Here is a 615-nt window from a genome sequence, read left to right on the forward strand (position 1 = left end):
CGAACGTCTCGGGCTGTCGGACGCGCCGGTGCAGCTCGCGGCCGAGACCTCGGTCGAGGACATCGTCTCGACGCTGTCGGAGGGCGCGGTGCCCCGGCTGATCGTGATCGATTCGATCCAGACCATGTGGACCGACACGGTGGAATCGGCGCCCGGCACGGTGACGCAGGTGCGCGCCTCGGCGCAGGCACTGATCCGTTTCGCCAAGAAGACGGGCGCGGCCATCATCCTGGTCGGCCACGTCACCAAGGACGGCCAGATCGCCGGTCCCCGCGTCGTCGAGCACATGGTCGACGCAGTGATGTCGTTCGAGGGCGAAGGCTCGCAGCAATTCCGCATCCTGCGCGCGGTGAAGAACCGGTTCGGGCCGACCGACGAGATCGGCGTGTTCGAGATGACGGGCCTGGGCCTGCGCGAGGTCACCAACCCCTCCGAGCTGTTCCTGTCCGAGCGCGATCTCGGCACGCCCGGCACCGCAGTCTTTGCGGGTATCGAGGGCACGCGGCCCGTTCTGGTCGAATTGCAGGCGCTGGTGGCCCCGACCTCGCTCGGCACGCCGCGGCGCGCGGTGGTCGGCTGGGATCCAAGCCGGCTGTCGATGGTGCTGGCGGTGCT

The 615-nt window shown here is 69.3% G+C and carries 1 protein-coding gene; it reads left to right on the plus strand.

Annotated elements, in window-relative coordinates; genetic code table 11:
- A partial coding sequence (locus tag MOV74_RS39860; RefSeq protein WP_246933073.1) for an AAA family ATPase occupies positions 1-615 on the plus strand: 615 nt, incomplete at both ends.

This window comes from Bradyrhizobium sp. SHOUNA76 (assembly GCF_023006445.1).
Lineage (GTDB): Bacteria > Pseudomonadota > Alphaproteobacteria > Rhizobiales > Xanthobacteraceae > Bradyrhizobium.